The organism is Cellulosimicrobium sp. SH8 (assembly GCF_025818875.1).
Lineage (GTDB): Bacteria > Actinomycetota > Actinomycetes > Actinomycetales > Cellulomonadaceae > Cellulosimicrobium > Cellulosimicrobium cellulans_D.
In genome coordinates this window covers 16,801-41,845 of the sequence record NZ_JAMXMH010000018.1, presented here as the reverse complement: position 1 = coordinate 41,845, position 25,045 = coordinate 16,801, and the positions used below count along the sequence as shown (strand labels likewise).

Genomic DNA, 25,045 nt, shown 5'->3' with positions numbered 1-25,045 from the left:
CCAGCTGCTCGTCCAGCGTGTCCTGCGCGTCGAACGCCGCGATGACCACGCTCAGCTCCGGCACCACGCTCCCGGCCATCACCCACCCCCCGGCGGCGAGCCCTCGGCGTCGTGCGTCGTGGGACGCGGACGCCGCAGGCGCCGGAGGGCGGACGAGACCCGGGGCGCCGTCCTGACACCGGTGCGTGCGACGGGTCCGCGGACGGCGACCAGGAGCCCGACGAGGTCCCGGCGGCCCGGGTAGAGGGTGGACGGGACCGTGAACTTGGGATGGATGCACGGGTCGAAGAGGGAGACGTCGCCGCGCGCGGCGACGTGCTCCTGCGTCAGGACCCGGCCGACCACCCCCGGCCCCAGGTCCGCGTGGGCCTCGTCGTAGGTGTCGAGGTAGCCGAAGAGCCCGGCGCCGGAGCGGATCACCGCGCTCGCGTAGACGGTGGTCCCGCCGCCGACGAGCTCGAAGACGTGCAGCCGCCCGCGCCGCCGCATCTCGTCCGTCGCCTCCTGGAACCAGCCGAGCTGGTGCGGCTTGTTGCGCTGCGCGGCGCCCTTGCGCGACCGGTCGCCCTTCCACCCGGACGCCTCGAGGTCCAGCAGGCGTTCGGTCGCGGCCGGGTCGGCGCCGTTGTCGACGACCGTGAGCTCTCCGCCGAGGCGCTCTGCCAGCGCGGCCGCGTCCTGCCGGACGTGCCGGCGCCGCCGCCTGCTCAGGTGCGCGACGGGGTCCTCTCCGGGGACCCGGAGGCACGCACGCTCCAGGCGGTAGCGCTCGAGGACGGGGAGCCGCCGGTCCGCGGCGACGTCGAGCAGCGTGGTCAGGAGCGGGCCGTCGGGGAACAGCGTCAGCTCCAGCAGACCGGGCAGCCCGCCGCGGCGGCGACCCACCGCGTCGAGCACGGCCTCGAACGTCCCGCGGGCGTCGTCACGGTCCACGAGCGGGGCGCACACGGCGGCGTTCCTGGCCAGGTAGGGGGTCCCGGTCGTCGCGTACGAGATCGGGAGGCCGTGGATACCCCGCTCGACGCCGACGGGCAGGACCATGCGGACCTTCTCGCCGTCGTCGGCGAGCAGGACGCGCAGCTCGCGCGCCGCGGGGAACCAGCGGGTCGCGGGCAGGAGCCATGCCGGGTCGAGGAAGGCGTTGGGCTCGACCGCGCGCTCGGCGAGGTCGGACCACCCCTCGATCTCGGCGGGCGAGAGGTCGTCGAGGGCGACGACCCGCACGGTGACCGTCATCGGTATGCCTCCAGCACCTCGTCGAGCCGGGTTGCGGACACCGCCCAGGTGCGTGTCCGCGCGGTCGCCCGCGCCCTCGCCTGAGCCTGCCCGAGGGTCTGCGCGTCGCGCAGGCCGTCCAGCGCGTCGGCGAGCCGGGCGACGTCGCCCGGCGGGACCAGGAGGCCGCCGTCGCCGACGGCCTCGGGCAGCCCGCCGACGTCGGACGCGACGACGGCGGCGCCGACCGCCATGCCTTCCAGCGCGGTCAGCCCGAACGGCTCCGGCCAGGTCGACGGGACCACGACGACCGAGGCGGTCGCGAGGACGGCGGGCAGCGCGTCACGTGCGAGGAACGACGCGAACCGGACCGGGGACCGCAGGTCGTCCGCCGTCCGACGGAGCTCCTGCTCGTAGGGCGTCAGCGGGTCCCGGGCGTCGAACCCGGCACGCCCGACGACCGTCACGCGGACGTCGGCGCGGTCCAGCGCGCCCACCGCGGCCAGGAGCACGTGGACGCCCTTGTCGGGGATGACCCGGCCGACGTACACGACGTGCAGACCGTCGTCGGCAGGGTCCGCGCGCTCGACGTCGAGGAGCGCCGGGTCCACGCCGTTGCGGACGGTCCGGACCCGGTCGGCGAGCTCCCGGGGGAGCCGCGCCCGGACCTGCTCCGCGAGGAAGTCGCTCACGCACACCACCACCGGGGCGTGCGCGAGCGTCCGGCCCGCGTCGCGGGTCGTGTACGTCCGCAGCACCTGGTTGTGCGCGTAGAGCACGGGGACGTGCCGCGGCCCGACCAGGGGCACCAGGGCCGGGGCGTTGTGGGCGAGCACGAACGACGGCGCCCACTCGTCCTGGCTGACGACGACGGCGGCGAACGCGCGGCGCGCCGCCACCCGGGGAGCGCCGACGCGGGCGAGCGCCGAGTCGAGGTAGCGGTCGGTCCGGCGCGAGCGTCGCTGCGCGTACTCGACGACGTCCGCGCTCGGGTAGCGGTCCGGGTACGTCCCGCGCGCGACGAGGACCGTCGGCCGCGGGCTGCCCTGGGACCGGTGCCGGGCGAGCCCGTCGACCACGGTCGGGACGGCGCTGCCCGTCCGCGGGGAGAAGTGGTCGCCCGGCGTGATCGCGTGGACGAGCGGCCTGCCCGCCCCCGGCGTCATGGCGTCGCGAGCCCGTCCGCGCGGTCCTGCCGCGTCGTGCGCACGGCGGCGGGGACGCCGGCGGCCAGTCCGACCAGCTCCGCCACCGCCCGCGTGAGGACGACCGGGGCCGTGACCCGCTTGCGCAGGGGGCGGCGCGTCCCGTCCGACTTGGTCGGCCCGAGGCGCCGCGCGGTCGTGCGCAGGTAGTCGCGCTGGTCGCGGACGGTCGTGCGGGCGTACCGGCGCACGATCGGGTCCCGCCACCCGAAGTTCCGCACGAGCATGACGAGGTGGTTGCGGCGGGCGTAGTACAGGTAGCGCCGGTCGAACCGCTTGCCACCGATCCCGTACGGCGCGGCCATGTGCCGTACGACCGCGCGCGGCGTGTAGAGCAGGCGCCCGCCCGTCGCGCGCAGGCGCAGCGAGATGTCGGACTCCTCGCACAGGCACGTGCCCGGGTAGTTGCCGCGGATGCCGCCGATCGCCTCCAGCGCGCTGCGGCGGAACGACATGTTCGCCCCGAGCAGGTGGTCGACCTCGACGACGCGGCCGGGGTCGGCGGCGAAGCTGCCGGTGAGGCGGCCGTCGGGGAGCAGCCGGCCGATGCGGTCCAGCCCCTCGTGCTCCTCGCCGGGGATGCCGTTGTCCGCACGCCCGCCGACGGCGACGACGTCCGGGTCGGCGTAGGGCGCGACGAGCTCGTCGAGCCAGTCCGGCGCGGCGTAGGCGTCGTCGTCGACGAACGCCACGACGTCGCCCCGGGTGACGGCGAAGCCCATCTGCCGCGACTCCGGCGTCGTGCCGCGCCCGAGCGTGCTGTGCAGGAGGCGCACGTCGGGGAACTCCTCGCGCACGAGCCGCCGCGTCGTGTCCGCGGGGGTCGAGTCGACGACCACCACCTCGAGCGGCGGGGTGTCGAGCCGCTGGAGGTGCTCCAGGCACTCGCGCACGCTCTCGGGGCGGCCGTACGTCACGACGACGACGCTGACGGTCGGGCTCACGGCGCGCCTCCCGGCGGCTCGGGGACGGTCACGAGGCGGAACCAGTCCTCGCGGCGGAGCGGTGTGGTGAGCGTGGTGCGGCGCGGGTGCCGGGTGCGCCCGACCCACGCCTCGTAGACGCCCGGGCGCGAGTAGTGGGCCGTGTGTCCCGACCACCCGAACTTCTGCCGCATGGCCGCCGGGCGGCGGACCCAGGAGAAGTGCAGCACGGCCTGGTCGGGGCGCACGACCTCGTGGACGACGGTGTCGTGCGGGTGGCTCGGGTCGGTGTTCCAGGGCCGCAGGTCGACGCGGTAGAGCGGCACGTCGGCCTGGCGGGCGTGCGCGAGGGTCGTGCCGGCGCGCACCGCCAGCGGCCCGGGGTACGACGCCGCGGGCCTGCCGAGGCGCGTGCTCGACTCCAGGTAGCGCCCCGGCGCGACGCGCGAGTAGAGCCAGCGTGCGGGGTAGTGGAGCCCGCCCGCGCCCGCCCGCTCGGCGGCGTCGAGGGAAGCCCGGAACGCCGCGGGGTCGAGCATGACCTCGTCCGTGTCGAGCTGCAGCACCCAGTCGGCCCCCTCCGACGCCGCGTCGAGGGCGGTCTGGCGCTGGTACGTGTCGTTGTCGAGGGGGTGCTCGTCGAGCCGGGCGAAGCGCCCGGGGGCGCGCACGCACTTCCCGTCGGTGTCGACCTCCTCGACGATCGCGAGGCACTCCTCGACCGGCAGCGGCGTGCCCGTCCAGGAGGTGCTCGTCTCGTCGTAGGACAGCACGACCCGGTCGACGAGGTGGTAGTACGCGAGCAGGCTCGCGCGCAGGAAGCTCGGGTCGGCGAGGAGGACGTACGCGGAGACGCGCATCAGATGAAGTCCGCGAACTCGCGCTCGTTCTTCTGGAACACGAGCGTCCCGCCGAGGAAGATCAGGGGAGCGGCGACCACGAGCGCCACGACCTGCCACGTCGGCGGGAAGTCGGTGCCGAGCAGGGACCAGCGGAAGCCCTCGAGGAACCACGTCACCGGGTTGATGTCGAAGAGCCAGCGCAGGTTCGCCGGGACGGACGACAATGCGTAGGCGACGGGGCTCGCGTAGAGGAGGATCTGGACGAGCCAGGGCAGCACGTACCCGACGTCGCGGTACTTGACCATGTACGCCGCGGCAGCGAGGCCCAGCCCCGTCCCGATCAGCAGGATGAGCAGCACCCAGACGGGCAGGAGCAGGACCGCCCAGCCGGGGTTGATGCCGTAGACGAAGAGCAGCACGACCGCGAGCGCGAGCGCGACGAGGAAGTCGAGCACGACCGAGGCGAGGCTCGAGATCGGGACCAGGAGCCGCGGGAAGAAGACCTTCTGCACGAGGGACTGGTTGCCGACCATCGAGCCGGAGGCTCGACCGAGCGCGCCGTTGAACAGGTTCCAGGCGAGCATGCCCGCGAGCGTGAAGAGGAAGGTCGGGACGTTCCCCGTCGACAGTCCCGCGATCTCGCCGAAGACGATGGTGAAGATGCCGGCGCTGACCAGCGGCTGGGCGATGACCCACGTGATGCCGAAGATCGTCTGGCGGTAGCGCACGATGACGTCGCGCAGCGCGAGCCGGACGGCGACCTCGCGCGCGTTCCACAGCTCGCGCCAGGACGGCAGGTTGAGGCGCCCCGGCGGCGTGATGACGGTGCGCTGCACGGTCTGCTCCACGTCAGGCCCCCTCGTACTCGAAGTTCACGAAGACCATGCCCTTCTCGGTGCTGGACGCCTCCGTGAACTCCGGGTACGGAAGGTCGGGCAGCACCTCGAAGCGCCACGCACCCTCCCACGCGTCGAGCACGCCGGCCTGGCACGCGTACACGTCGACCGTGTACTGGCCGGGCTTGAGCCACAGGTCGCGGACCACGAGGCGGCCCTTCTGGGGCTGCTCCGGGTCGAACCACTTCCCGACGAGGCGCGAGTCGCACTGCGCGATGACGGTCCCCTGGTCGTTGTTGATGTGCATCGAGACGAAGTAGGTGCCGACGAGCTTCTTGCTCGCGGGCGCCTCGAAGTCGACGACGATGTCCTGGGACGACTTGACGAACTCGTCCTCCATGCGGACCGAGGAGAGCCGGACCTTGCCGTTGCCGGGGCGCTTCTTGGGGTCGGACTGCGCCGCGGCGAAGCTCTCGAAGCTGTCGCGGTACGCCTGGAGCGTGCCCTCGACCGTGCCCGAGTACTTCAGGGTCCCGCGGTCGAGCAGCACCGCCGAGGTGCACAGGGCCTGGACCGTCTGGAGCTGGTGGCTCACGTAGAGCACCGTCCGGCCGCCCTGGGCGGCCTCGCGCATCTTCTGGATCGAGCGGCGCTGGAACTCGGCGTCGCCGACGGCGAGCACCTCGTCGATCGCGAGGATCTCGGTGTCGAGGTGGGCCGCGACGGAGAACGCGAGCCGGACGTACATGCCGGACGAGTAGCGCTTGACCGGGGTCGCGAGGAACTTCTCGATGCCGGAGAACGCGACGATCTCGTCGTAGCGCTTGGTGATCTCCTTGCGGGTCATGCCGAGGATCGCGCCGTTGAGGAAGATGTTCTCCTTGCCGGTGAGCTCGGGGTGGAACCCCGTGCCGACCTCCAGGAGCGACCCGACGCGCCCGGTGAGCTCGATCCGCCCGCGCGTGGGCGCGGTGACGCGCGTGAGGATCTTGAGCAGCGTCGACTTGCCCGCGCCGTTGCGACCGACGATCCCGAGCGCCTCGCCCTGCGGGACCTCGAAGGAGACGTCGTCCAGCGCGTCGAACAGCGTGTACTTCTGCTTGCCGGTCGACCGCACCCACTGGATCGCGGCGGCCGCGGCCGTGGACGGTCGCTCGCCGAACGCGCCGAGCCGGTAGGTCTTGCCCAGCCCGGCGACGCGGATCGCGGGTTCCGTGGTCGCCTGCACAGATGAAAGATAGTCGTCCTGCTCGCGCCCGCGGCCGGGTCGAACGGGTGAATCGGGCCCGGAACCGGACGAACGCGGGTGAAAGTGCCCGCCGACCCTCGGCGCCGACCCTCCGCGGACCTACGCTCGCGGGAGCGGCACCCGAGCAGGGCCCGACGACGACAGGGCGGCGAGATGGCTTCGGACGAGGACGGCGAGAGGCCCGAGGGCGGTGCGGACCCCACGGTCGTGGGCGGCGTCGTCGCCGCGGTCCTCGCGCTGGTCGCGGCCGTCGCGATCGGCGGCGCAGGGTCGGGGACGACCTCGGGCGCGCAGCCGTTCGTCCCCTCCCCGGTCCCCGCGACGTCGCCCGTCACGCAGACGGGCGCGCTGCCCCTGTGCGGGTTCCCCCGCCTCGAGCAGGTGACCGACGACGGCGTCGATACCGAGGCGCTGGACGGGATCCGCACGGTCGTCGACGACGTCGTGACGCTCGACGACGGGGAGCTCGTCACGTTCCGCGTGCTCGACGGCGCGGCGTACGTGCTGGAGTGGGACCGCGAGGCGACGTACACCGTGACGCGCTACGACCTCGCGACCGGGGACGCGGAGGCGACGACGCCGGTCGAGCTCGACTGGGACGGCGCGAGCGAGACGTTCCGCACGGACTCCTTCGAGGTCGACCCGGACGGGAGCGCGTACCTCCTCGACACGCTCATGCACCGCCGCGACCTGCTCAAGGTCGCGCCCGACGGGACTACGACCTGGTCGGTGACGATCCCCGAGGGCGAGCACACGGCGGGCGACCTGCTCGACCTGTACGGGACGGTGCGCTGGACGGCCGACGGCGGCACCGTCGTCGGCGTCCAGGAGGCGGGCGAGGTCCTGCACGAGGTGTCGGGCGACGGAGAGCTCCTCACGGACACCCCGTTCGAGGGCGCCGTCCTCGCGCAGCTCCCGGACGGCACGGCCCTGGTCCAGACCGACGTGCGCGACGACGAGCGCCGCACGCTCGACCTGCGCGCCGTCGGGCCGGGCGGCGACGACCCGGCCTTCCACCTGGGCGCCTCGTGGGAGCGCGGGCGACCGTTCGGCGTGCCGCGCGTGCCGTGGCTCGACGACACGACGGGCGTGACCACCGGGCCCTCGTCCGGGCCCGAGGGCGACGGCCTCGTCGTTGCCGACGAGAACCTCGGGTTCCGGTGGTGGGGGAGCGACGGCGTGTTCCGCGGCGTGTGGCCGGACACGCACAAGGACCTCGAGCAGCCGTTCGCGCTGTGGGAGAGCACGCCGGTGCTGCGCGACGGCACCGCCGGGGACGCGCCGTACTACGTGCTCACGCACGGCGACGAGGGCGGGTTCGCGATCACGGAGATCTCGGCCGACCGCATGGCCTACCAGCTCGGCGCGCCGGTGAAGTACAACGCGGCGAACGAGGAGCTGTTCGGCGGGCTCGGGCTCGGCGCCGGGCTGCTCGTGGACGCGCCCTACGGCGTCTTCCCCGACGGGACCGCGCCGCGCGTGGTAGCCGCGTTCGACGACGCCTGGGGCGCCGCCGCCGGGACGTACCGCCTGCGCTACCAGGTGCGCGGCGACCCGCGCGTGTGGGACCCGGTGGTCGGCGAGGAGACCGTCGTCGATCTCCCCGCCGAGGGCGGCGACCTCCCGCTCGACCTGCCGCCGACCCGGCCGGGGGTGTACGAGGTCGACGCCACGCTGGTCGACACCGCGACGGGCGAACCCGTCTCGGGGACGTGCCTGCGCTACACCGTGGCCGCGCCGGGCAGCGGCCTCGACCCGGCGGCGCTCGCGGACGGCGCGGACTGGGGCGGCGCGGGGCCGCTGCGCGGCGTGCAGCTCGCGGACCAGCTCGGCGTGGGCAGCCACCGTACGCAGCTCGACTTCGGGGCGATCGTGCCGGACCCGACGGCCGAGCCGGACGCCGACGCGCTCGTCTGGGACTCGTTGCCGAACGCGGCGTTCGCGCCCGACGCGGAGGAGGGCGAGGAGCCCGCCGACGTCGACCCGTTCGCCGAGCTCGCCGCCGCCGCGGAGCTCGCGGACGAGTCGGGCGTGATCCTCACGCTGCAGCTCGGCTCGGGCGGGGAGGCGGAGCGGGCGGCGGCGGAGGCCGGGACGTGGGAGGGCTGGGCGCGCGAGATCGTCGCGGCGGTGCACGAGCACGCGCCGCAGATCCGCTACTGGCAGCCGTGGAACGAGCCCAACAACACCGGGTACGAGGACGCGGCCGCCTACGAGGAGGAGGTGGGTGCCCCGTTCGCCGCGGGCGCGCGCGCCGCGTCCGCGGACGTCGTGGTGGTCGGTGGGAACACGCTCGGGATCGAGCCCGCGTGGTGGGCCGACCTGGTCGCCGCGGGCGGGTGCGCCTCGCTCGACGTCGTCGGCATCCACCCCTACACGGGGTTCAACCGGTCGTGGGAGGAGGAGGGGTTCTCCGCGGACGGCGCCGAGCTGGACCGGCTGCGTGACGCGATCGCCGCGTGCGGCGACGTCCCCGTGTGGGACACCGAGACCGGCTGGTGGTCCGACGGCGTCGCGAACTTCTGGGCGGGCGGGTCCGACGTCGTGCGCAAGCTCCTCTGGTACGGGCTGGAGGACGTCGACGAGTGGACGTACTTCTTCTCCGAGGGCGGGTTCGGCGAAGAGGAGAACTCCTGGTCGCTGCTCCAGTACGGCCAGTACGTGAAGCCCGCCGGGGCGGCGTTCGCCGCGAGCGCGGTGTTCCTCGACGGGTTCGGGCCGCCCGAGGCGGTCGAGACCGGGACGCCCGGGGTGCACGCCGTGCGCGCGCCCGGGACGGGCCAGGTCGAGGGCGCCGAGCTGTTCGCCCTGTGGAGCGAGGACCTGTCCACCGCCGTGCGGCTCACGGCGCCGGGCGGCGCGATCACGGTGACCGCGCGGGACGTCTACGGCGCCGAGCGCGGCCTGGAGGTCCCCTCCGGGGGCGTCGAGGTCCCGGTGAACGGCGCGCCCGTCCTGCTCGTCGCGCCCGCGGGCACGGCGCTCGAGGTCGCCCCCGTCGAGGCGTTCGGCGACGACGTGCTCGAGGGTCGGCCCGTGACCGCGACGTCGACGCACGAGGACGCGAGCGACCCCGACGTCGTCACGTCCGGCACCTTCGCCGTGCGCGAGCCCTGGCGGTCGGGACGCCTGGCCGACGGGTCCGTCGACGAGGCGCCGGGCGTCGAGGTCACGACCGACGGCCCGCGCACGATCGACCGCGTCGCCGTCGCGACGGCCGGCATCAGGTGCTGCACGTCGGGCCTGCGCGACTACACCGTCTCGGTCCGCACGCCCGACGGCGCGTGGCGGGACGTGGCGCAGCAGACCGACCAGTTCCTCGACCGCGTCGCGCTCTTCACGTTCGAGCCCGTCGAGGTCACGGCGGTGCGCGTGACGCTCCCGATGACGACCGAGCGCGACGTGCCCGTGCTCGCGGCGAACTACACCGGGATCGTCGGCGGGCTGCACCCCGACTTCATCCCGCTCGTGACGGAGAGCGAGTGGATCGCGACGATCAGTGCGGTCCAGGCGTGGGAGCCGGCAGGGTGAGCGCCGTCACCGGGGCGCGGGCGCCGTCAGCCGCGTGCGGCGACCCTGCGCCAGATCGCGGCGTGCTGCGCGGCGCTGCGCTCCCACGTGAACGTGGCGGCGCGCTCGCGCCCGCGCCCCACGAGCGCCTCGACCTCGGCGTCACGCGTCGTCACCCAAAGCAGGGCCTCCGCGAGGCTCGCGCCGTCCGGCTCGGCGAGCACGCCGCCGTCGCCCACGACCTCGGGCAGCGAGCTCGTGCGGGCCGCGACCACGGGGACGCCCGCGGCCATCGCCTCCAGGGCGGGGAGCCCGAAGCCCTCGTAGCGCGACGGCACGACGACGGCCGCGGCGCCCGCGACGAGCCCCGGCATGAGCTCGCCCGGCAGGCGACCGACGAGCCGCGTGCCGGGCAGCTCCGCGAACAGCGCGGTGCGGCGCGGGTGCGGCGGCCCGCTCATGACGAGCGTGAGGTCGGGGCGCGCGGAGCGGACCCTGCCCCACGCGACGGCGAGCTCCTCGAGGTTCTTGCGCCGCGACGCGCCGCCCGCGTGCAGCACGTACGGACCGTCCACGCCGAGCGCGGCGAGGCGCTCGCGGGGGAGCGGCGCGGCGGAGAAGTAGACCGGGTCCACGCCGTTGTAGGCCACGGACGGTCGCTCGGCGAGCCCGAGGACCTCCGCGGCCTCGTCCGCGCTGAACTCCGACACGCACACGACGGCGGCCGCGCGCCGGACCTCCTCGGCCGCCGCGCGGACCGGTGCGGACTCGTCGTGGTAGCGCCACGACACGACGTCCTGCACGGCGACGACGTCGCGCGTCGGGTGCGGCGGCAGGTCGAGCCCTACGCGGTGCACGACGGCGCCGTGCGGGTAGACCGCGCGGCCGACGGCCCGGCGCACCGCGGGGCTCGCGGAGCCGAGCCGACCGAGCGGGAGCCGGTGGGTCCCGGCGAGCGGGGAGCGAAGCGAGCGGAAGACGGCGCGGTCGACGGACCAGGCGCTCGTTCCGGCACGCCCGTCCGCGAGCGCCTCCGCCGCGCGCGCCGCGACCTCCTCCTGGTACACCTGGGCCCCCATCGGGACCTCGACCGCGACGGTCGCGACGACGAGCTGCGGCATCGGGCAGGTCCCCCTCGGGGCGTGGTGCGTGGCGGGTGCGGCACGGTCGGGACGACCGGAGCGGTCGGTAGAGTGGCCCACTCTAGTGGCGCGGACGCCCCGCCGGACCTGCGGGAGCGGGTGATGAGCGGGTGATCGTGGACCGGGCGCGGGACGTCCCGCGAGAGGGTGAGGCACGCATGGCAGGGCGTCGCCGGGTGGCGCTGGTCGCGAGCTCGTTCGACCCGCACACCGGGGGTGTCGAGTCGCACGTGCGCCACGTCGCGCGCGTGCTGGCGGCGCGCGGGAGCGCGGTGGAGGTCTGGACCGTCGACCGCGGCGAGCGCCTCGGCACGCGCCGCGTCGACGGCGTCCTCGTGCGCTACCTGCCGACCCCGCAGCCGTCGAGCAGGCCCGGCGACGTCGCCCGGTTCGCTCTCGCCGCGCCCGGGGCCGCGCTCGCGTGGGGCCGGGCGTTCCGGGCGTTCCGGCCGGACGTGCTGCACGTGCAGTGCTTCGGCCCCAACGGCGCGTACGCGCTCGGCCTGCGCACGCTCACCCGCACGCCGCTCGTGGTCAGCTCGCACGGGGAGACCTTCGCGGACGACCACGCGGTGTTCGAGCACTCGCGGCTGCTGCGCGCGGCGCTCGAGCGCTCGATCGGCGTCGCGGGCGCGGTGACGGGGTGCTCGCGCGTCGTCGCGGACGACCTGGTCCGCTTCGGCGCGCCGGACGCCGTCGTCGTCCCGAACGGCGTCGACCTGGCCGGGCACGACGTCGCCGGGCACGATGTCGCCGGGCACGACCTGGCCGACCACCGTCCGGGGGACGACGCCGCGGCGGGGGAGCCCGCGCGGTCGCCGGTGCGGGAGCCCGTGGTCGTCGCGGTGGGGCGGATCGAGCACGTCAAGGGGTTCGACCTGCTCGTGGACGCCTTCGCGTCGTCGGCGCTGCGCGACCGGGCGCGGCTCGTCGTCGTCGGCGACGGGAGCGAGGCGGCCGCGCTGCGCCGCCGGGTCGCGTCGGCGGGGCTGACCGACCGGGTCGAGCTCCCCGGACGGCTGGACCCGGCGGAGGTGGCGGCCCGCCTCGCGGCTGCGGACGTGGTCGTCGTGCCGAGCCGCGCGGACGCCGCCCCGCTCGTCGTCCTCGAGGCGTGGCGGTCCGGGCGGCCGCTCGTGGCGACCGTGCGCGGCGGGCCCCCGGAGATCGTCTCCGACGGCGTCGACGGCGTGCTCGTGGACCCCCAGGACACGCAGGCGCTCGCCGCCGCCGTGCTCGGCCTGCTCGACGACCCGGAGCGCGCGGAGCGGATCGGCGCCGCCGGCCGCCGGCGGGTCGAGGACTTCACCTGGGAGCGCGTCGTCGACCGGTACGAGGAGCTCTACGCCGGACTGGCCGAGGTCAGGCCGAGGGGTCGCTGACCCGGGGTGGCTCGGGCGTCCCGTCGGCGACGGCGGGAGGAGCCGCCGGGCTCGCGCTCGCGGCGCGGGGTCCCCCAGGGACGTCGAGCAGCCACACGACGGCGACCGTGACGGCCGCCGCGACGAGCAGCGAGCCGACGACGTCGCTCGGCCGGTGTGCGTACGTCACGACGGAGGCGAGGGCGGCGGCTGCCGTCACGCCGAGCCCGGCCCAGCCCGCGGCCGCGCGCGACCCCGACCACGGCCACAGCAGCCAGATCGCGACGCACAGGCCGCCGACCACCGCGACGTGACCGCTCGGGAAGGTCTGGTAGGCGTAGCCGTGCTCCCCGAGGTCGGGCCGCACGAGGACCTCGCGGAGCCCGACCGCGATCCCGACCGTCCCGAGCACCACGAGGACGGCGGCGACGAGGTCGCGCCACGCGCGGCGCACCAGCGCGACCACGCCCAGGACGGCGACGGCGGCCGCGCAGGCCACGGGGAGTCCCCGGCGCAGCGCCCCGGCGACGTCGCGCCCGGCGTCGTGCAGGGGAGCGAGGGTCCGGAACGCCCCGGCGTCGGCCTGCTGCCCGGCCACGGTGAGGTGGGAGGCGGCCCAGAGCGCGACGAAGACCGCGACGAGCAGCGCGAGCAGCACGAGCGGTACGGACGAGCGAGACCGGGCCGGCACACGGTCCGGCGCCGCGGAGGTGGGCACGCCCCGAGCATGACGGAGCGGTGGGGACCGTGTCACCGGTCGCGGGAGGGTGACGCCGGGTGAAAACGTCGCCTCCCCGGTCGACCGCCGCCGGTCGCCGTGTGGGCGCCGAGGCGTACGCTGGGAGCCGTCGTCCTGCACGACCCCAGCCCGGACCCGCTCGCCGCCCTCGGAGAGCCTCGGTCCGGGCCGTTCGTGCTGCCCCGTCGTGTCCTCAGCCGTCCGGAACCGTCCTCGACCCGGGCCCGCCCCGCGCGTGGCCGCCGACGCCACCGACCACCGTCCTCGGAGGGACCCCACCGCATGAACCTCACCGGCATCCTGCCCGCGCTGCTCGCCGACCCCGCCGCGACGGCGGCGGTCGAGCACGTGCGCGCCCGTGGCGAGGCGGACGTGGTCGGCCCGGCCGGCGCGCGCCCGCCGCTGCTCGCCGCGATGGCCGGGGCGCGGGCGACGGGGCCGGTCGACGGGGCAGGCGACCGGGCGTCGTCCGGCACGGTGTGGGCGCCCGGGTCGCGCCCGCTCGTCGTGGTGACGGCGACCGGGCGCGACGCCGACGAGCTCGCCGCGAGCGTGCGTGCCTACCTGCCGGACGAGCTGGCGGACCTGGTCGCGGTGCTGCCGAGCTGGGAGACGCTGCCGCACGAGCGCCTGAGCCCGCGCGCGGACACCGTCGCCAAGCGCATCGCCGTGTTCCGCCGCCTGGCGCACCCGGACCCGGAGGTCGGGCCGTCGGGCCCCGTCCGCGTGCTCGTCATGCCGGTGCGCGCGCTCCTGCAGCCCGTCGTCGACGGGTTGGGCGAGCTCGAGCCGGTCGAGCTGCACGCCGGGTCGACGGCGGACCTGACCGACGTCGCGGAGCGGCTCGTCGCGGCAGCGTACACGCGCGTGGACATGGTCGAGCGCCGCGGCGAGTTCGCCGTGCGCGGGGGCATCCTCGACGTCTTCCCGCCCACCGAGGACCACCCGCTGCGCGTGGAGTTCTGGGGCGACGAGGTGTCGGAGATCCGCTGGTTCGCGGTCGCGGACCAGCGCAGCCTCGAGATCGCGGAGCACGGGCTGTGGGCGCCGCCGTGCCGCGAGATCCTGCTCACCGAGTCCGTGCGGGCGCGCGCGGCGGCGCTCGTCGAGCAGCTGCCGGGCGCGGTCGAGATGCTCGACAAGCTCGCCGCGGGCGTCGCGGTCGAGGGCATGGAGTCGCTGGCGCCGGTGCTCGTCGACCGGATGGTCCCGGTGCTCGAGCTCGTGCCCGACGACGCCCTGCTCGTCCTCGACGACGCCGAGCGCGTGCGCCGGCGCGCGCACGACCTCGTCGCGACCACGGAGGAGTTCCTCGCCGCCGCCTGGACGGGAGCGGTCGCGGGCGGGACGTCGCCGCTCGACCTGTCGGCGGCGTCGTTCGAGACGTTCGCGGAGGTCCGCGCGGTCGCCCAGCGCCGCGGCCTCGGCTGGTGGACGCTCTCGTCGTTCGCGCTCGACAACCCGGACCTCGACCTGCCGACGGACGCGGCCACCGACGCCGGTGCGCGGGCCGCGGACGGCGCGGGCGCGTCGTCGGGCACCACCGCCGCGCACGTGGGCGAGAGCGCGGACGGCGTCCCGACCTTCACGCTCGGCGCGCGCGACGTCGAGTCGTACCGCGGCGACGTCTCGCGCGCGCTGGACGACGTGCGCGGGCTGCAGCACGCGGGCTGGCGCCTGGTGCTCACGACCGAGGGCCACGGGCCCGCCAAGCGCATGGTCGAGCAGCTCGGGGCGGTCGACACGCCCGCGCGCCTCGTGCCGCGCCTCGACGACGAGCCCGAGGGCGGCATCGTCCTCGTCACCCCGGCCATGGTCGGCAAGGGCTTCGTCGCGCCGGAGCTGCGCCTCGCCGTCTTCTCCGAGGCCGACCTCACGGGCCGCGCCGGGACCAGCACGCGCGACATGCGCAAGATGCCGAGCCGGCGCCGCAACGTCGTCGACCCGCTGCAGCTCAAGGCGGGCGACTTCGTCGTGCACGAGCAGCACGGCGTGGGGCGGTTCGTCGAGCTCGTGCAGCGCACGCTCGGCACGGGCGGCAACGCGGCGACGCGCGAGTACCTCGTCATCGAGTACGCGTCGTCGAAGCGGGGCCAGCCCGGGGACCGGCTGTTCGTCCCGATGGACCAGCTCGACCAGGTCACCAAGTACACGGGCGGCGAGTCCCCGAGCCTCAACAAGATGGGCGGCGCGGACTGGGCGAAGACGAAGACCCGGGCGCGCAAGCACGTCAAGGAGATCGCGGGCGAGCTCATCCGTCTGTACTCGGCGCGCATGGCGACGCAGGGGCACGCGTTCGGCGCCGACACGCCGTGGCAGCGCGAGCTCGAGGACGCGTTCGCGTACGTCGAGACGCCGGACCAGCTCGCGACGATCGACGAGGTCAAGGCGGACATGGAGAAGACGGTCCCCATGGACCGGCTCGTGTGCGGCGACGTCGGCTACGGCAAGACGGAGATCGCGATCCGCGCGGCGTTCAAGGCGGTCCAGGACGGCAAGCAGGTCGCGGTGCTCGTGCCGACGACGCTCCTGGTCCAGCAGCACCTCGAGACGTTCTCCGAGCGGTACGCGGGCTTCCCCGTCACGGTGAAGGCGCTCTCGCGCTTCCAGACGGCCAAGGAGTCCGAGGAGACGATCGAGGGCCTGCGGCTGGGGAAGGTCGACGTCGTCATCGGCACGCACCGGCTCATCACGGGCAGCATCCGGTTCAAGGACCTCGGGCTCGTCATCATCGACGAGGAGCAGCGGTTCGGCGTCGAGCACAAGGAGACGCTCAAGCAGCTGCGCACCAACGTGGACGTGCTCGCCATGTCCGCGACCCCGATCCCGCGCACGCTCGAGATGGCGGTCACGGGCATCCGCGAGATGTCGACGCTCGCGACGCCGCCCGAGGAGCGCCACCCCGTCCTCACCTACGTGGGTGCGTACGAGGAGAAGCAGATCGCGGCGGCGCTGCGCCGCGAGCTGTTGCGCGAGGGCCAGGTGTTCTACGTGCACAACAAGGTCGAGACGATCGACCGGACGGCCTCGCGGCTGCGCGAGCTCGTGCCGGAGGCCCGCGTGGGCGTGGCCCACGGCAAGATGAACGAGCACCAGCTCGACCAGGTGATCCGGGCGTTCTGGGAGAAGGAGCTCGACGTCCTCGTCTGCACGACGATCATCGAGACGGGTCTCGACATCTCCAACGCGAACACGCTCATCCTCGAGCGCGCCGACATGCTCGGCCTGTCTCAGCTCCACCAGCTCCGGGGGCGCGTGGGCCGTGGTCGGGAGCGTGCGTACGCGTACTTCCTCTACCCGCCGGAGCGGCCGCTCACCGAGACGGCGCACGACCGCCTCGCGACCATCGCCGCGCACACCGACCTCGGCGCCGGCATGCAGGTCGCGATGAAGGACCTCGAGATCCGCGGAGCCGGAAACCTGCTCGGGGGCGAGCAGTCCGGGCACATCGCGGGCGTCGGGTTCGACCTGTACGTGCGCATGGTGGGGGAGGCCGTCGCGAACTACCGGGGCGACGGCCCCGAGGAGCAGCCGGAGATCTCCATCGAGCTCCCGGTCGACGCGCACCTGCCCGAGTCGTACATCGCGACCGAGCGGCTGCGGCTCGAGGCGTACAAGAAGATCGCCGCCGCGACCGACGCGCCCGAGCTCGCCGAGGTGCGGGCCGAGCTCGTCGACCGGTACGGCGCGCTGCCCGACGTCGCGTCGGCGCTGTTCGACGTCGCGGACTTCCGCAACCACGCGCGCCGCGCGGGGCTCACGGACGTCACGGCGCAGGGCAAGTTCATCCGGTTCGCGCCGGTGGACCTCGCGGAGTCGGCGCAGCTCCGGCTCAAGCGCCTGTACCCGGGCACGCTGCTCAAGCCCGCGATCCGCGCGTTCCTCGTCCCGTACCCCACGACGGCGCGCATCGGCGGTCGGCCGCTGCGCGGTGCCGAGGTGCTCACGTGGGCGCGCCAGCTCATCGACGCGGTGGTCCTCGGCGAGGTGAGCGCGGCGGCAACGGTAGGAACATCCTCCCGCTGAGAACCCCCGGCCCCGCCGAGCATGCTCGGGGTCGGCCCGGTGTCAGGGCTTGCGGCCGTCGAGGAAGTAGGCGATGGGCCCGACCCAGTTGACGAGCAGCGCGAGCCCCCACGCGAGCTTGGTGCCGTTGACCTGCTCCGCCGGGCGGCGCAGCAGGTCGCGGTACGCCGCGGCGGTGAGCGTGACCTGTGCTGCGCCCACGACCCCCACGGCGATCTTCTGACCCCTGGTCAGGTCCTTCCAGCGGCGCTTGGTCCCCATGTCGTCGTCTCCTCCCGTGGTGCGTACCGCTCGACGCTATGCCGTCCGGGCGCACGGTGCACGACCCGCCGGGCGCACACGAGGGTCGTGACAGCGTGTCCGTGGATCTGTAAGGTTGCAGCAACATCCGGAAACTCTCTGCAACGCTGCCAAGTCCCGGACGCGCCCGACACCCCGGGGCGCAGTCAGCACCGCGTGGCCCGCACGCGCTCGATGCCGAGCGCGCCGTCGGCCGCAGCACCTCGAAGGAGCAGCAATGACGCGCACCACCGACCCTGCCGGTCCGCCGGCACCCACCCCCGCAGCGGCGCCCGGCGCCCGTCGCGCCCTCGGGCGCGCGGGCCGGCGCGACGGTCGCCTGCGGCGCCTCGTCGCAGCGGCGGCGTCGGCCGCCCTCGCGCTCGGGGCGGCGCTCGCCGCGACGGTCCCGGTCGCCGCGCCCGCCGCGGCGGCACCGCCCGTCCCGACGCCCGTCGTCGACTCCCCGAACGGCCGGGGCGACGTGATCCTCAACCTCTTCCAGTGGACGTGGGACTCCGTGGCGGCCGAGTGCACCAGCACCATCGGCCCGGCCGGGTTCGGCTACGTCCAGGTCTCGCCGCCCCAGGAGCACATCCAGGGCACGGCCTGGTGGACCTCCTACCAGCCGGTGAGCTACAAGATCGAGTCCAAGCTCGGCAACCGTGCCGAGTTCCAGAACATGGTGAGCACCTGCAAGTCCGCGGGCGTGGGAGTCGTCGTCGACGCGGTCGTCAACCACACCGCCGGCGCCGACACCGGGTCCGGCACCGGGACCGGCGGGACGAGCTACTCGGTCGACAGCTTCCCTGGCGTCCCGTACGGCCCGAACGACTTCAACGACTGCCGGTCCAACATCACCAACTACGGCGACCGGTACAACGTCCAGAACTGCCGCCTCGTCTCGCTCCAGGACCTGCGCACCAGCTCTGACTACGTGCGGGGCAAGATCGCCGGGTACATGAACGACCTCATCGGCATGGGTGTCTCCGGCTTCCGCATCGACGCCGCCAAGCACATCCCCGCATCCGACCTCGCCGCCATCAAGGCAAAGCTGTCCAACCCGAACATCTTCTGGGTGCACGAGGTCATCGGCGCGGGCGGTGAGCCGATCCAGCCCTCGGAGTACCTCGGCTCCGGGGACTCGCACGAGTTCTTCTACGCGCGCGACCTCAAGTCCCGGTTCGACGGCCAGATCAAGGACCTGCGCACCATCGGCGACAACAAGCTCCCCTCGGACCGCGCGGGCGTGTTCGTCGACAACCACGACACCGAGCGCAACGGCGAGACCATGAACTACAAGTGGGGCGCCAAGTACAAGCTCGCCAACACGTTCATGCTCTCGTGGCCCTACGGCGCGCCCAGCGTCTACTCCGGCTACACCTGGGACAACAAGGACGCCGGTGCCCCCGGCGCGTCCGCGACGTCCGTGCCGGACGCGAGCTGCTCTAACAGCGCGTGGGTCTGCACGCAGCGCTGGACCGAGATCGTGGGCATGGTCGGCTTCCACAACGCCGTCGCCGGGACCGCGGTGACGAACTGGTGGGACGACGGGAGCAACCACGTCGCGTACGGCCGTGGCAGCAAGGGGTACGTGACGATCAACAACGCCGCGAGCGCCGTCACCCGCACCTACCAGACGTCCCTCCCGGCCGGGACGTACTGCGACGTCGTCGCGTCGAAGGACTGCGCCAAGAAGTACACCGTGAGCTCCTCCGGCACCTTCACCGCGACGGTCCCCGCCTACGGGGCGCTCGCCCTGCACGTCGGCGCGGTGGACGGCGGCGGCACCGGCGGCCCCGGTCCCGTCGACCCGAGCGGCACGACGACCGTCTACTACGCGACCGACAAGGGCTGGAACGCGTACAACGTCCACTACCGCGTCGGCACGGGTGCCTGGACCGCCGTGCCCGGCGTCGCGATGACCGCGGCCTGCACCGGCTGGGTCGCGAAGGAGGTCGCCCTGCCGGACGGCGCGACCGGCTCCGCCGCGACGGTCACGGCGGCGTTCACCAACGGCTCCGGCTCCTGGGACAACAACGGCGGCAAGGACTACTCCCTGGCGGGCGGGGCCGTCGCGGTCTCGGGTGGGACCGTCACGGCGGGCGATCCGTGCGAGGACGGCGGCGAGGTCCCCGGTCCCGTCGAGGGTCAGGGCGACGCGTCGTTCTCCGTGACGGCGACGACGACGTGGGGGCAGAGCGTGCTCGTCGTCGGGAGCATCTCGGCGCTCGGCTCCTGGGCGCCCGCGAACGGCGTCGCTCTCTCCGCCGCGGGCTACCCCGTCTGGACCGCGACCCTCGACCTGCCGGCCGGGACGACGTTCTCGTACAAGTACGTCAAGCGCGACGGCGGCGGGAACGTCGTCTGGGAGAGCGGCGGCAACCGCACGGCGACGGTCGGCCAGGACGGCTCCGTGACGCTGTCGGACACCTGGAGGTCGTGACCTCGCGTCTCGGCCCCGCCCCGGTCTCACCCAGACCGGGGCGGGGCCGTCCGCTGCGACGGTCGGTTGCGATGCCTCACCGCTCGGCCGCCCTCGCGCCCGCGGCCGAGGCAGAACCGTGGTTCGCCAGAGCGCACCTCAGGTGACGGTCGGCGTGGTCGGAGGGGTGGGCGGGAATAGTTCAACCATTGTCTGAACCTGGTGGGTGCCCCTAGGGTGTGGCCCGGGCGCGCCGGTGCGCCCGGGGGCGACGTGCCCCGCGCAGCCGATCGCAAGGGAGCGACGACGATGAGACGCACGTGGAGGACCGCCGTGGCGGGGGTGCTCGCCACCCTGGTGGCGGGCGGGGGAGCGAGCGCGGCGACGGGGGTCGATGCGATGGCGGCGCCGACGTCTGCCCAACTCGATAACGATATCGACATCGTTGTGGAGAACGATTTCGAATCGGGGGCGAGCGCACCGTGGGTGGCGCGGGGGCCGGTCACCGTCGCGCTGACCGACGCCGAGTCGCACGGCGGGACGTCGAGCCTCGCGGTGACGGGCCGGACGGCGGACTGGCACGGCGTCGCGACCGACGCGCTCGCGCTGCTCGAGCCCGGCGTCGCGTACGACGTCGAGGCCTGGGTCAAGCTCCCCGCGGGCACGACCGAGACGTCGGGGGTCCACTTCACCGTGCAGGAGACGGGTGCGGCGGGCGACGCCTACACCTGGGTCGGCGGGGCCGTCGCGACGACGGCCGACGGGTGGGTGGAGATCGGCGGGACGTACACCCTGCCCGCGGGCCTCACCGCGGCGACGCTCTACGTCGAGGCCGCGCCGGTCTCCGGGTCGCACCCGTCGTTCCTGCTCGACGACGTCCGCGTGACGACCGTCGCGACCGACCCCGGCGACGGCGTCGTGCCCGGGGGAGCGGTGAACCCCGTCCCGACGCCGGTGCGCCTCGCCGAGGGGACCGGCGACGTCGCGGCCCTGACGTTCGACGACGGCCCCAACCCCGGCACGACGCCCGCGCTGCTGGACTTCCTCGCCGAGCACGACCTGCACGCGGTGTTCTGCGTCATCGGCCAGAACGTCGAGGCGCCGGGCGGCGCCGAGCTCCTGCGTCGGATCGTCGACGGGGGGCACGTGCTGTGCAACCACTCGACCAGCTACGCCGACATGGGCGCGTGGTCGCCCGACCAGGTGCGCGCCGATCTCGTCGAGAACCTCGGCGTCCTGCGCGACGCGCTCGGCGACCCGGAGTACCCGGTCCCGTTCTTCCGCGCGCCGAACGGCTCGTGGGGCGCGACCCCCGAGGTCGCCGTCGCGCTCGGCATGCAGCCGCTCGCCGTCGTCAACACGATCTCCGACTGGGAGACCCAGGACGTCGAGACGCTCACCGCGAACCTGCGCGCCGCGATGAGGCCCGGCGAGGTCGTGCTCGCGCACGACGGCGGCGGCGACCGCGCGGGCACGCTCGCGGCGGTCGAGACGGTCGTCGCCGAGCGGCTCGCGGCCGGCTGGCAGTTCACGTTCCCCGTCGGCACGCCGCCGCGCGGCGGCGAGGTCCTCCTGGAGACCGGCTTCGAGGACGGCCTCGGCGGCTGGGTGCCGCGCGCGGGCGACGCGACGACGCCGTCGCTCGACCTCACGGACGTGGCGCACGGCGGCACGCAGGCCGCGGTCGTCTCCGGTCGCGACGGTCAGGGCGACGGCATCGGGCACGACGTGACCGGGCTGCTCGCCGCCGGCACGACGTACGAGCTCAGCGCGTGGGTGCGCTTCGCCGAGGGCCAGCCCGCGGACGACGTGTGGCTCAGCATCGCGCGCACGGTCGACGGGGCGACGTCGTACTCGACCCTCGCGCAGCTCTCGGGGATCACGAGCACCGGCTGGACGCAGATCACCGCGACGTTCCCGGGTGCCGCCGCGGACGAGGCGCTGCTCTACCTGGAGACGGACTACAACGGCGACAACACGAGCGACCTGCTCGTCGACGACGTCGTGCTGCGCGTGCCGCCGCCGCCCGCGGTCGAGGACCTCACGGGCATCAAGGAGACCGTCGACGTCCCGGTCGGGGTCGCGATCGACAGCCGGGAGACCTCGGGCGCGGCCTCCGAGCTGCTGCTGCGGCACTTCGACCAGGTCACGGCCGAGAACCACATGAAGCCCGAGGCCTGGTACGACGACGACCGCACGTTCCGGACGCACCCCGAGGCCACCGCGCTCATGGACTACGCGGCCGCGCACGACCTGCGCGTCTACGGCCACGTGCTCGTGTGGCACTCGCAGACGCCGGCCTGGTTCTTCGAGGGCGCCGACGGCGCGCCACTGACGACGTCGGACGCGGACCGGCAGGTGCTGCGCGACCGCCTGCGGACGCACGTCTTCTCCGTCGCGCAGGCGCTCGCGGACGCCTACGGCCCGTTCGGCGGCGACAACCCGCTCACGGCGTTCGACGTGGTGAACGAGGTCGTGTCGGACGGCGGGGAGAACCCCGACGGCCTGCGCCGCTCGGAGTGGTTCCGGATCCTCGGCGAGGAGTACCTGGACCTCGCGTTCGCGTACGCCGACGAGGCGTTCAACGACGTCTACGCGGACCCGGCGGCGAAGGAGCGCGGGGAGCGGCCGGTCGCGCTGTTCATCAACGACTACAACACCGAGCAGGGCGGCAAGCAGGACCGCTACCACGCGCTCGTCGAGCGGCTCCTCGCGCGCGGGGTGCCCGTCGACGGCGTGGGGCACCAGTTCCACGTGAGCCTCGCGATGCCGGTCTCCGCGCTCGAGGGCGCGATCGAGCGGTTCGCCGACCTGCCCGTGACGCAGGCCGTCACCGAGCTCGACGTCACGACCGGGACCCCGGTCACCCAGGCGTCGCTCGTCGAGCAGGGGTACTACTACCGCGACGCGTTCCGCGTGTTCCGCGCGCACGCCGACGACCTGTACTCCGTCACCGTGTGGGGCCTCACCGACGGCCGGAGCTGGCGCGTCGACAGCGGCGCTCCCCTCGTCTTCGACGACGCGCTGAAGGCCAAGCCCGCCTACCACGGCGTGGTCGACGCCGAGCTGCCGGCGCTCCTGCGCACGGCCGACGTGTTCGCCGGGGACGTCCCGCTCGACGGCGACGCCGCGGCGGCCCCGGACTGGCAGCGGCTCCCGCTGCACACGTTCGCCGCGCCGGGCGGGGCCGCCGGGGGAGAGGCCGGGTTCCAGCTCCGCTGGTCGCCCCACCACCTCACGGCGTTCGCGAGCGTCGACGACGCGACCGCCGACGCCGCCGACGCCGTGACGTTCGCGCTCGACGGCGCGGAGCACGTCGTCGGCCGCGACGGGACGACGAGCGCGGGGGTCTCCGCGGAGGTGACCGAGCGCGCGGGCGGGTACGACGTCGTCGCGCACCTCCCGCTCGACGCCGCCGGCGCGGGCGACACGCTCGCGCTCGACGTGCGCGCTACGGACGGGGGGACCGACGCGACGTCAGCGTGGAACACGCCCGGCGCGACGGGCACGCTGCGCCTGCTCGAGGAGCTGTCCTACCTCGAGGTCGCGCCCGCGTCGGCCGCTCCCGCGGTCGACGGCGAGGTCGACGCCGTGTGGGCGGAGGCGAACGCGCCCGTGACGACCGCGAAGGAGGTCCAGGGGAGCGGCGGCGCGGTCGCGACCGTCCGCACCCTGTGGCGCGACCGGACGCTCTACGTGCTCGCCGAGGTCGCCGACCCGGTGGTGGACGTGAGCGGTTCCGACCCGTGGGTGCAGGACTCCGTCGAGGTCTACGTCGACGCGGGCAACGCCAAGAACGGCGCCTACCGGGACCTGGACACCCAGATCCGCGTGAGCGCCGAGAACGCCGTGTCGTTCGGCACGGGCGACGAGGCGGCACAACGGGCGCGCGTCACGAGCGCGACCACGCGCACGGCCGACGGGTACGTCGTGGAGCTCGCCGTCGACCTCGCCGACCAGGGCGGCGAGGGCACGTTCCACGGGCTCGACCTCCAGGTCAACGACGCGTCGGGGGGCACCCGCACGGCGATCCGCAACTGGGCGGACCCGTCCGGGGCGGGCTACCAGTCGACGGCCCGCTGGGGCGTCGCACGGCTCGTCGGCGCGGGCGCCGCGCCCGAGGTCGCGCTCGACGTCGAGGCGTCGGCGCGCTGCCTCGCGGGCAAGGCGTACGTCGCGGTCCGGGCCACGAACCGCGAGGACGTGCCCGTCGACGTCACGCTCACGACCCCGTACGGGACGCGGACGTTCACGGCGGTGGCTCCGGGCGCGAACGCGTACCAGTCGTTCGCGGCCCGCGCGACGTCGGTCCCGGCCACCACGGCCACGGTCACGGCCGCGCTCGACGACGGCCGCTCGACGACCCGCGACATCACGGCGGAGCCGCGCACCTGCTGACCTGCCGACCCACCGACCCGCCGAGCACGCGGTCGTGGCCCGTCCGGACGCCCGGACGGGCCACGACCGCATGCTCGACCGGCGCGAACCGCATGCTCGGCGAACCTACGATGAACCGGTGATCGCCCCCGAGGCCTCGGCCGCCCCGCAGCCCGAGCAGGAGCCCGCGCACGCCCCGGGTTCCGTGCACGACCCGGCGACCGACGCGCTGCGCGACGTCGTCGCCGTCATGGACCGGCTCTACTCCCCGGGCGGGTGCCCGTGGGACCGCGAGCAGACGCACGAGTCGCTCGTGCGGTACCTGCTGGAGGAGGCGCACGAGCTGGCCGACGCCATCGAGACCGGCGACCGCGCGGGGATGCGCGAGGAGCTCGGCGACCTGCTGCTCCAAGTCCTCTTCCACGCGCGCATCGCGAGCGAGGAGCCGGACCCGTTCACGGTCGACGACGTCGCGGCCGACCTCGCCGCGAAGCTCGTGCGACGCCATCCTCACGTGTTCGCCGACGCCGAGGTCACCGACCTGCACCAGCAGTGGGACGCGATCAAGAAGGCCGAGAAGCAGCGCTCGTCCGTGCTCGAGGGCATCTCGCACACCCAGGGCGCGCTCGCCCGCGCGCAGAAGGTCCTCTCCCGGGCCGGGCGCGGCGGCCTCGGCGACGCGGTCGGCGCGGCGCTCGCGGCGCCGTCGGGCGGTGCGACCACCGCGGACGGTGCCGCGGGCACGACGGCGGACGAGCGGCTGGGGCGCGAGCTGCTCGCCCTCGTGGCGCGCGCCGAGGCGGACGGGCTGGACGCCGAGGCCGCGCTGCGCGGCGAGCTGCGGCGCGTCGAGGGCGAGATCATCGCGGCCGAGACGGGGCGCGAGGAGCGACCGGTCTGACCGGGACGTTCGTCC

General features: G+C 74.5%; 15 protein-coding genes. 6 read left to right on the top strand and 9 right to left on the bottom strand.

Going from position 1 to position 25,045, the window contains the following annotated elements:
* Nucleotides 1-78: 78 nt before the first annotated feature.
* Genes NF338_RS20875 through NF338_RS20850 form a run of 6 tightly spaced genes read right to left on the bottom strand, consistent with a single transcriptional unit; the run spans nucleotide 79 to nucleotide 6,249 of the window.
* Complete coding sequence (locus NF338_RS20875) at nucleotides 79-1,236, bottom strand: GNAT family N-acetyltransferase (protein ID WP_264032507.1); 1,158 nt, start codon at nucleotides 1,234-1,236, stop codon at nucleotides 79-81.
* The gene (locus tag NF338_RS20870; RefSeq protein WP_264032506.1) at nucleotides 1,233-2,381 is read right to left on the bottom strand and encodes a glycosyltransferase family 4 protein; all 1,149 of its coding nucleotides are present in this window, start codon (nucleotides 2,379-2,381) and stop codon (nucleotides 1,233-1,235) included. The genes NF338_RS20875 and NF338_RS20870 overlap by 4 nt, the downstream gene beginning before the upstream one ends.
* Nucleotides 2,378-3,364 (bottom strand): glycosyltransferase family 2 protein, encoded by a 987-nt coding sequence (locus NF338_RS20865; RefSeq protein WP_264032505.1) that lies wholly within the window; start codon nucleotides 3,362-3,364, stop codon nucleotides 2,378-2,380. Before NF338_RS20865 ends, NF338_RS20870 begins: the two co-directional genes overlap by 4 nt.
* On the bottom strand, nucleotides 3,361-4,203 hold the full coding sequence (locus NF338_RS20860) for a hypothetical protein (protein WP_264032504.1): 843 nt from the start codon (nucleotides 4,201-4,203) through the stop codon (nucleotides 3,361-3,363). The genes NF338_RS20865 and NF338_RS20860 overlap by 4 nt, the downstream gene beginning before the upstream one ends.
* The gene (locus tag NF338_RS20855) at nucleotides 4,203-5,033 is read right to left on the bottom strand and encodes an ABC transporter permease (protein WP_264032503.1); all 831 of its coding nucleotides are present in this window, start codon (nucleotides 5,031-5,033) and stop codon (nucleotides 4,203-4,205) included. Before NF338_RS20855 ends, NF338_RS20860 begins: the two co-directional genes overlap by 1 nt.
* A 1-nt stretch (nucleotide 5,034) precedes the next feature.
* Nucleotides 5,035-6,249 carry an ABC transporter ATP-binding protein gene (locus NF338_RS20850; RefSeq protein WP_052877748.1) on the bottom strand — a complete coding sequence of 405 codons (1,215 nt, stop codon included), beginning with the start codon at nucleotides 6,247-6,249 and terminating at the stop codon, nucleotides 5,035-5,037.
* A gap of 174 nt (nucleotides 6,250-6,423) precedes the next feature.
* Between NF338_RS20850 and NF338_RS20845 the strand changes: the two genes are divergently transcribed.
* Nucleotides 6,424-9,801: a hypothetical protein gene (locus NF338_RS20845; protein ID WP_264032501.1), complete on the top strand. Its 3,378-nt coding sequence runs from the start codon at nucleotides 6,424-6,426 to the stop codon at nucleotides 9,799-9,801.
* 26 nt (nucleotides 9,802-9,827) lie between these two features.
* On the opposite strand, the gene NF338_RS20840 is transcribed toward NF338_RS20845, so the two are convergent.
* Nucleotides 9,828-10,901, bottom strand: coding sequence for a glycosyltransferase family 4 protein (locus NF338_RS20840; RefSeq protein WP_264032499.1), 1,074 nt, complete (start codon nucleotides 10,899-10,901; stop codon nucleotides 9,828-9,830).
* 179 nt (nucleotides 10,902-11,080) lie between these two features.
* Here NF338_RS20840 and NF338_RS20835 point away from each other — a divergent pair, with 179 nt between their 5' ends.
* Nucleotides 11,081-12,304: a glycosyltransferase family 4 protein gene (locus NF338_RS20835; protein ID WP_264032498.1), complete on the top strand. Its 1,224-nt coding sequence runs from the start codon at nucleotides 11,081-11,083 to the stop codon at nucleotides 12,302-12,304.
* Here NF338_RS20835 and NF338_RS20830 read toward each other — a convergent pair.
* Nucleotides 12,285-13,001, bottom strand: coding sequence for a phosphatase PAP2 family protein (locus NF338_RS20830; protein WP_264032497.1), 717 nt, complete (start codon nucleotides 12,999-13,001; stop codon nucleotides 12,285-12,287). The genes NF338_RS20835 and NF338_RS20830 overlap by 20 nt on opposite strands.
* Nucleotides 13,002-13,304: 303 nt before the next feature.
* On the opposite strand from NF338_RS20830, the gene mfd reads away from it, so the two are divergent.
* Nucleotides 13,305-17,048, top strand: coding sequence for a transcription-repair coupling factor (gene mfd, locus NF338_RS20825; RefSeq protein WP_264032496.1), 3,744 nt, complete (start codon nucleotides 13,305-13,307; stop codon nucleotides 17,046-17,048).
* A 42-nt stretch (nucleotides 17,049-17,090) separates the two neighbouring features.
* Here the strand turns inward: mfd and NF338_RS20820 are convergent, their stop codons facing one another.
* Nucleotides 17,091-17,309 (bottom strand): PLD nuclease N-terminal domain-containing protein, encoded by a 219-nt coding sequence (locus tag NF338_RS20820; RefSeq protein ID WP_087469693.1) that lies wholly within the window; start codon nucleotides 17,307-17,309, stop codon nucleotides 17,091-17,093.
* A 256-nt stretch (nucleotides 17,310-17,565) separates the two neighbouring features.
* On the opposite strand from NF338_RS20820, the gene NF338_RS20815 reads away from it, so the two are divergent.
* From NF338_RS20815 to NF338_RS20805, 3 genes are all read left to right on the top strand, one after another.
* Nucleotides 17,566-19,773: a carbohydrate-binding module family 20 domain-containing protein gene (locus tag NF338_RS20815; RefSeq protein ID WP_264032495.1), complete on the top strand. Its 2,208-nt coding sequence runs from the start codon at nucleotides 17,566-17,568 to the stop codon at nucleotides 19,771-19,773.
* A gap of 426 nt (nucleotides 19,774-20,199) precedes the next feature.
* Nucleotides 20,200-24,150, top strand: a complete 3,951-nt coding sequence (locus NF338_RS20810) for an endo-1,4-beta-xylanase (RefSeq protein WP_264032494.1) — start codon at nucleotides 20,200-20,202, stop codon at nucleotides 24,148-24,150.
* Between the two features lie 118 nt (nucleotides 24,151-24,268).
* The gene (locus tag NF338_RS20805; RefSeq protein WP_264032493.1) at nucleotides 24,269-25,030 is read left to right on the top strand and encodes a MazG family protein; all 762 of its coding nucleotides are present in this window, start codon (nucleotides 24,269-24,271) and stop codon (nucleotides 25,028-25,030) included.
* Nucleotides 25,031-25,045: the final 15 nt, after the last annotated feature.